The organism is Phenylobacterium sp., from assembly GCF_030651755.1.
Lineage (GTDB): Bacteria > Pseudomonadota > Alphaproteobacteria > Caulobacterales > Caulobacteraceae > Phenylobacterium.
This window is the reverse complement of record NZ_JAUSBZ010000005.1, coordinates 1-6694: the sequence shown is the minus strand read 5'-3', so window position 1 is coordinate 6694 and position 6694 is coordinate 1. Positions and strand designations below refer to the sequence as shown.

The 6694-nt window shown below is 67.2% G+C and carries 9 protein-coding genes; 7 read left to right on the top strand and 2 right to left on the bottom strand.

Annotated elements, in window-relative coordinates:
• Positions 1 to 207: 207 nt before the first annotated feature.
• Positions 208 to 876: a nitroreductase gene (locus tag Q7V15_RS00225; protein ID WP_304752706.1), complete on the top strand. Its 669-nt coding sequence runs from the start codon at positions 208 to 210 to the stop codon at positions 874 to 876.
• A 134-nt stretch (positions 877 to 1010) separates the two neighbouring features.
• On the opposite strand, the gene Q7V15_RS00220 is transcribed toward Q7V15_RS00225, so the two are convergent.
• Entirely contained in the window at positions 1011 to 1979 is a 969-nt protein-coding gene (locus Q7V15_RS00220) for a WD40 repeat domain-containing protein (protein WP_304752701.1), read from the bottom strand.
• A gap of 218 nt (positions 1980 to 2197) precedes the next feature.
• On the opposite strand from Q7V15_RS00220, the gene Q7V15_RS00215 reads away from it, so the two are divergent.
• Positions 2198 to 2632, top strand: coding sequence for a biopolymer transporter ExbD (locus tag Q7V15_RS00215; RefSeq protein WP_304752698.1), 435 nt, complete (start codon positions 2198 to 2200; stop codon positions 2630 to 2632).
• A 107-nt stretch (positions 2633 to 2739) separates the two neighbouring features.
• On the opposite strand, the gene Q7V15_RS00210 is transcribed toward Q7V15_RS00215, so the two are convergent.
• Entirely contained in the window at positions 2740 to 3801 is a 1062-nt protein-coding gene (locus Q7V15_RS00210) for a GTP-binding protein (protein ID WP_304752695.1), read from the bottom strand.
• Between the two features lie 133 nt (positions 3802 to 3934).
• On the opposite strand from Q7V15_RS00210, the gene dmeF reads away from it, so the two are divergent.
• The 5 genes from dmeF to Q7V15_RS00185 all read left to right on the top strand — a co-directional run.
• Positions 3935 to 4924 carry a CDF family Co(II)/Ni(II) efflux transporter DmeF gene (gene dmeF, locus Q7V15_RS00205; protein WP_304752693.1) on the top strand — a complete coding sequence of 330 codons (990 nt, stop codon included), beginning with the start codon at positions 3935 to 3937 and terminating at the stop codon, positions 4922 to 4924.
• Between the two features lie 70 nt (positions 4925 to 4994).
• Positions 4995 to 5579 carry a 50S ribosomal protein L21 gene (rplU, locus tag Q7V15_RS00200; RefSeq protein WP_304752690.1) on the top strand — a complete coding sequence of 195 codons (585 nt, stop codon included), beginning with the start codon at positions 4995 to 4997 and terminating at the stop codon, positions 5577 to 5579.
• A gap of 25 nt (positions 5580 to 5604) precedes the next feature.
• Positions 5605 to 5877 (top strand): 50S ribosomal protein L27, encoded by a 273-nt coding sequence (gene rpmA, locus Q7V15_RS00195; protein WP_293317373.1) that lies wholly within the window; start codon positions 5605 to 5607, stop codon positions 5875 to 5877.
• Between the two features lie 138 nt (positions 5878 to 6015).
• Positions 6016 to 6552 (top strand): GNAT family N-acetyltransferase, encoded by a 537-nt coding sequence (locus Q7V15_RS00190; protein ID WP_304752687.1) that lies wholly within the window; start codon positions 6016 to 6018, stop codon positions 6550 to 6552.
• Between the two features lie 72 nt (positions 6553 to 6624).
• Positions 6625 to 6694, top strand: a 70-nt coding sequence (locus Q7V15_RS00185) for a hypothetical protein (protein WP_304752704.1), incomplete at its 3' end; no start/stop codon positions are given.

Genomic DNA, 6694 nt, shown 5'->3' with positions numbered 1-6694 from the left:
CAAGCCTGCGGCGGCGGGGCGGCCTGGCCTCTGGCCCCGCCTCAGGCTCGAGGTCGCGGGGCGCAGGAATTTCCGCCTCTGAGGGCGTCTCTGGCGCGGTGTTGTCAGTGTCGCTCAAGCTCGGCCATCCTTGCCTTGACCCTAGGCGCGGCTGCTAACGATGGAAAGACAGCGCCGCAAGGGCGCGACATGCCCAAGGAGACCGCCATGAATGTCAGCCAGGCCGTCGCCCAGCGGATCTCCGTCCGCGCCTTCCGTCCAGATCCTGTGCCTGGCGCCCTGGTGCGGGAAATTCTGGAGGCCGCCGTTCGCGCGCCGTCCGGCGGCAATCTTCAGCCCTGGCGGGTTCACGCCCTGACCGGAGCCCCTCTGGAGACGCTGAAGACCCGTGTCCGCGAGAACCCCTTCGGCGAGACGCCCGAGTACGACGTCTATCCGGCAAACCTCTGGGAGCCCCTGCGCACCCGACGCTTCCAGTGCGGCGAAGACCTCTACGCCACGATCGGCATCCCACGGGAGGACAAGGCCGCACGCCTGGCCCAGCTGGCCAAAAATGGCGAGCTGTTCGGGGCGCCGGTGGGTCTGTTCTTCAGCCTCGACCGCAAGGTCGGGCCGCCGCAATGGTCGGATGTGGGCATGCTGATGCAGACGGTGATGCTGCTGGCGGTGGAGCGGGGCCTGGCCACCTGCGCCCAGGAATACTGGGCCCGCTATCCGCAGACCCTGGCCGACATCCTCAGCCTGCCCGACGACCACATGATCTTCTCCGGCATGGCGCTGGGCTATGCCGACGCGGCGGCCCCCATCAACACCCTGCGCACCCGCCGCGACCCCTTCGAGGTCTGGGGCGAAATGCTAGGGTTCGAGGAGGCTTAACTCCGGCGCGTAGCGCCAAAAGTGACGTGACACGAAGAACACGAAGGAGGCGCAAAGGACACGAAGTCGGATGGCTTGACCCTTTGCGCCCTTCGCCTTCCTTCGTGTTCTTCGTGTCACCTATTTTAAGGCGCCTACGGCGCTTCGGCGATGCCGGCCGCGCCGTCCTCATCGCCCCAGGCCACCCGCCTGCCGTCGGCGGAGATGGCCAAGGCGGTGATCGCCGATCCCTTCTCGGCCTTCAGCATCTCGATCTTTTGGCCCTCAAGGTCGCAGACCCAGACCCGGCCATCCTCCAGCCCGGCGGCGACCCTGCGCCCTGTGGCGGTTCCGGCGACCTGCGCCACCAGGGTGGAGGCGTCATAGCCGACCTCGGCGGCCTCCTTGCCCATGGGGCCGGCCGATCCGCCGAACGGCCAGATCACCACACCCTGGGCCCCCGACGTGGCGAGGAACTGGCCCTTGGACATGAAGACCAGGCTCTTCACCTTGGCCGGATAGCCGCCCATCCGCATGTTCTTCTCGTCAGCCACCCGCCAGCCGTGCAGCTGGTTTTCCTGCATCGACGACATCAGGAACTTGCCGTCCGGGCTCCAGGCCAGCGCGATATGGCTGCCGGCCCAGGCCAGTACGGTGGGCTTCTGTTCAGCGATGCGGGCGAACCACAGCCGGGCGCCCCCATAGACCGCCACCGCCAGGCGTCGCCCCTTGGGGTCGAAGGCCAGGCCGAGCGCCGAGGCCTCATGCTCGAAGGTCCGGGCGAAATCCGAGTCAGCGGCGTCGCGCACATGGACGATCTTGCCCGCCGCAAAGGCGATGAGGCCTGATTCCGGGCTGGCGGTCACCGCATCGATCCACCGCCCCTTGATCTCGGCGATCTCCTGCGGCCCGGATGTCCGCGACCAGACCAGGCGACCATCATCGCCGCCGGTGACGACGCCCTCGCCCGACGGGTGCAGGCAGGCGCAGAGGACGGCGCCGTCATGGGCCTCGATCACCTCTCCGGTGTCGAATCGGACGGTCCCGTCGCCGAGGGCGAAGATCCCCTGGCCGGATTTGGAAAACAGGGCGGCGGTCACATAGGCGTCGAAAGCATAGGGCATCGGCATGCCATAGACGGCGAACGCGGGTTTTGCCCAGGGGGCTGCTGCAAGGAATCCAGGCGTCCAACGGCGTCAGTTGCGGCGCCGCCCCCGCATAACCTCATGAAACCCCCCGGCTGCCGGCGCCTTGAGACTTTACAATCGCGTTTCGACAGGCGAATGGTCGAGACGAAACGGACGGTCGCGGGCCTACGCGACCATATGGGAAGGAATTGCATATGGCGGCGAAGCTGAGTGGCGGGGGCGGCTCCAAGTTCGACCTCGGCCAGAACAGCGACATCAACGTCACGCCCTTCGTGGACGTGATGCTGGTGCTCCTCATCATCTTCATGGTGGCGATTCCCGCCGCGACGGTGTCGATCAAGCTCGACCTGCCGCCGGCCATCCCGCCGCCGCCCGGCACCGTGGTGGAAGAGCCCACCCTGATCAACGTCCAGGAAGGCGGCGCCATCTTCATCGGCGAACGTCCGACCACCCTGGCCCGCCTCGCCTCCGACCTCGCCGCCGAACTGGCCGTGCCCGTTCCCACCGAAGAGCGCGTCTATATCCGCGCCGACCGTACGGTGCGCTATGGCGAGTTCATGTCGGTGATGAACCAGCTTCAGACCGACGGCTACTTCCTGGTCGCCCTGATCAACGAAGAGCTCTCCTGATCCTCAAGGGCGCGACCTGGTCGCGTCCAGACAGGCTCTGAACATGCGAACGCCCGCCGGATCACCGGCGGGCGTTTTCATTGGGGGGCTGGCCTTACGGTCGCGGCTTACGCCGCGCAGGCCTCGAAGCCGGCCTTGAGCTTGGCCTCGTCCAGATTGCGGCCGATGAACACCATCTTGCTGCTCCGGGGCTCGCCCTCGCGCCAGTCACGCTGGAAGTCGCCCTCGAGGATCATGTGGACCGCCTGGAAGACCAGACGGCGGCTTTCGCCGGCCACGTCCAGAATGCCCTTGGCCCGCAGGATGTCCGGCCCCTGTTCCTGGAGCAGGGCGTTCAGCCAGTTGGTCACCCGCACCCCATTCAGAGGCTGGTCGAAGGTGAGCGAGACGCCGCGAATGCCGGCCTCCGCCACATGGTCATGAACATGGTCGTGGCCGTGGTCATGGGCATGGTGATCATGGTCATGGGCATGGTCGCAGGACTCGTCATGCACATGCCCCGGCTCACCATGGGCGGGGTTGAGAAATTCCGGGTCCAGACCGGTGATCCGCTCGAGGTCGAAGCCGCCCCGGCCGAGCACGGCCTCGAGGGGCACATTGGACCTCTGGGTGCGATGGATGGGCGCCAGGGGATTGATCCGCCGGATCTGCGCCTCCACAGCGGCCAGCTCGGCCGGCGTAACCAGGTCGGTCTTGTTCAGGATGATCTGGTCCGCAAAGGCGATCTGCTCCACCGCCTCATGGCTGTCGGCCAGGCGCAGGGGCAGGTGCTTGGCGTCCACCACCGTGGTCACCGAGTCCAGCTGGGCCTTGGCCCGGACGTCGTCATCGACGAAGAAGGTCTGGGCCACCGGTCCCGGATCGGCCAGCCCGGTCGTCTCGACGATGATGGCGTCGAACTTGCCCTTGCGCTTCATCAGCCCCGAAAGCACGCGGATCAGGTCGCCGCGCACGGTGCAGCAGACGCAGCCATTGTTCATCTCGAAGACTTCTTCGTCGGCGCCGACGATGAGGTCGTTGTCGATGCCCACCTCGCCGAACTCATTGACGATGACGGCGTAGCGCTTGCCGTGGTCCTCGCTGAGGATGCGGTTGAGCAGGGTGGTCTTGCCGGCGCCGAGGTAGCCGGTCAGGACGGTCACGGGAATCTTGTCGGTCATGGGGACCATCTAGTGCGTGACCGGCCCTTAGGGAACAGGCCAGAGACCCCATCATTGAGGACGACGCCCTTGACCTGGACCCGGGCGTTATAGACTAACACTCTCTTGCCTCAATCTGACGCGCCGTCGCGGGAAGGCCCCTGTGCTCAAGGACGAAGAAAGTCGGCCTCCGCCGCCCGGCCCTCTGGACGGCTTCCGAGCCGATCGCGTCTATCTCGGCGCCGACCACGCCCGCAATGAGCGCCGGGTCTGGCTGGCGGCCGCCATCTGCACGGTCAGCCTGACCGCCCAGCTGGTCGGGGGCCTGGCCTTCAACTCCATGGCGCTGCTGGCCGGCGGCATCCACATGGCCGCCCATGTGGCGGCTCTCAGCGTGGCCGGTCTCGCCTATCTGCTCGCCCGGCGCTACGCCGCCGACCGCCGCTTCAGCTTCGGGGCCGGCAAGGTCGGCTATCTGGCGGCCTTCGCCAACGCCGTCGCCCTGGGGATCACCGCCCTGGTGCTGGCCGTCGAAAGCCTCACCCATTTCACCGGCGGACCAGAGACCCACTATCATGAGGCCTCACAACTGGCCTTCGCCGTTCTGGGCGTAAACCTGTTGTGCATGTGGCTGCTGCGCCCGGCCAAGGGACAGCACGCCCAGCCGGATGACGCTGACGACGTCAATCTGCGCGGCGCGCACCTGCATCTGGCCGCCGACGTGGTCGTCTCCATACTCTCTATCGCAGGCCTCCTGGCCGGGGGGCGGCTGGGCTGGACCTGGGCTGACCCGCTGGCGGGGCTCCTGGGGGCCTTGCTGGTTGGCCGCTTCGCCTGGTCCCTGGGCCGTAGCGCCGGCGCCGTGCTGTTGGACATCACCCCCAGCCCCAGACTGGCGGGCGAGGCCCGCGCTCGCCTCGAGGCCATGGGCGCGCGGGTGATCGACCTGCATCTCTGGCGCCTGGGGCCCGGCCACCATGCCGCCATCGCTGTCGTGGCCGATCCTCAGGCTCGCCCTGCCCAGGCTTTTCGCGCCCAACTGGCCGACCTGGCGGGGCTCAGCCACCTGACCGTCGAGGTCCGCGCCGCGCCGGAGACAGAGTCAGGGGAATCCCCCGTGGCCGCGTTGACTCGCAAGTCTGCGTCTGTATAAGTCCGCGGCTCTCGCCCGCGGGCTTTCTCGCGGGCGTAATCCTTTTTGTATCAAGTCCAAGGCGCGAACCATGTACGCGGTGATCAAGACCGGCGGAAAACAGTACCGGGTCCAACCTGGCGATCTGCTTGTGGTCGAAAAGCTGGATGGCGAACCCGGCGCGGATGTCGCCTTCGGCGACGTTCTGATGCTGGGCGACGGCGAGACCGTGACCCTCGGCGCCCCCATCGTGGACGGCGCCAGCGTCTCGGCCACCCTGATCGAAACCCGCAAGGGCGAGAAGGTTAAGATCTTCAAGAAGATCCGCCGTCAGGGCTATCGCCGGACCCGCGGCCATCGTCAGTTCGAGAGCGTCCTGCGCGTCACCTCGATCGCTGGCGTCGGCAAGACCGACAAGTGGGACGGCGAGGTCGATCTGACCCCGAAGTCCGTCCTCGACGCCCGGGCCCGCGGCCTGAGCACTGAGGTTCGCGCCCCGGTCGAAGCCAAGCCGGCCAAGGTCGCCGCTGAGCCTGCCGACACGGCCGAGGCCCCCAAGGCCGCCGCCAAGCCGAAGGCCGCCCCCAAGAAGGCCGCGGCCCCAAAGGCTGACGCCGGCGAAAAGAAGGCTGCGCCCAAGAAGGCCGCCGCCAAGAAGGAATCGGACGCCGAATAGGCGTTCCACGGTTTAGGAGAGCACCATGGCTCACAAGAAATCTGGCGGTTCATCGCGCAACGGTCGCGACTCGGCCGGCCGCCGTCTCGGCGTAAAGAAGTTCGGCGGCGAAGCTGTGCTGGCCGGCAATATCATCGTGCGCCAGCGCGGCACCAAGTATTACCCGGGCGCAAATGTGGGCATTGGTCGCGACCATACCCTCTTCGCCCTTGAGACCGGCGCGGTGAAGTTCATCACCAAGCGCGACGACCGCACCTATGTGACGGTGGTCCAGGCCGAGATGGCAGCCGCCGAATAGGCGAACCGCCTCTCTCCCGGTTCCGCCTCTCAAGCCCTGAGGCGGACCGGACAGGAAAACTCCAAACGGGGAGTCCGGCCGCCGGACTCCCCGTTTTCGTTTTCCAAGGGACCCCGACAGAGGGTCCGGGAGGATCAGATGAGCATTCCAGATGGCGGCCCGCCCGCCCTCTCCACCCCTCGGCTGAGATTGCGCGCGCCCCAGGCGACCGACGCACCGCGCATCGCCGCCCTGGCCAATGACCCCGATGTGGCGCGGATGACGACCCGCATGCCGCACCCCTACGGTCTGACGGACGCCGAAGCCTTCCTGGAGGCCTGCGCGGCCAAGGACCCGGCCCAGGAGACGGTGTTCGCCATCGAGCACGGGGACGAGGGCCTTGTGGGCATGCTCGGCTTCCACCCCGATGAGACCGGGCGCACCGAAATCGGCTACTGGCTCGGCCGTCCCTATTGGGGCCAGGGCCTGGCTACGGAGGCCACAGGCGCCGCTCTGAACTGGGCCGGTCAGGACTGGAAGCGGCGCTATCTGCTGGCCGGCCACTTCGCCGACAACCCGGCCTCGGGCCAGGTGCTGTGCAAGACTGGCTTCCTCTATACCGGCGATGTGGTCCTGCGCCACTCGCTGGCCCGGGGCGCGCCTGCGCCCACTCGCATGATGGTCTGGCTCGCCTAGCTCATCCCACTCTATGATACGAACTTCCCCCGTCGGCTGACCGTCGGCGGGGGAGGCTCACCTGGAACGCCGATGAAATTTCTCGACCAGTGCAAGATCTATATCCGCTCAGGGAATGGCGGCGGCGGCGCCGTCTCCTTCC

Coding starts and splice junctions, on each gene's coding strand:
- Q7V15_RS00225 (WP_304752706.1), top strand. CDS start 208: ATGAATGTCAGCCAGGCCGTCGCCCAGCGGATCTCCGTCCGCGCCTTC.
- Q7V15_RS00220 (WP_304752701.1), bottom strand. CDS start 1,979: ATGCCCTATGCTTTCGACGCCTATGTGACCGCCGCCCTGTTTTCCAAA.
- Q7V15_RS00215 (WP_304752698.1), top strand. CDS start 2,198: ATGGCGGCGAAGCTGAGTGGCGGGGGCGGCTCCAAGTTCGACCTCGGC.
- Q7V15_RS00210 (WP_304752695.1), bottom strand. CDS start 3,801: ATGGTCCCCATGACCGACAAGATTCCCGTGACCGTCCTGACCGGCTAC.
- rplU (WP_304752690.1), top strand. CDS start 4,995: ATGTACGCGGTGATCAAGACCGGCGGAAAACAGTACCGGGTCCAACCT.
- rpmA (WP_293317373.1), top strand. CDS start 5,605: ATGGCTCACAAGAAATCTGGCGGTTCATCGCGCAACGGTCGCGACTCG.
- Q7V15_RS00190 (WP_304752687.1), top strand. CDS start 6,016: ATGAGCATTCCAGATGGCGGCCCGCCCGCCCTCTCCACCCCTCGGCTG.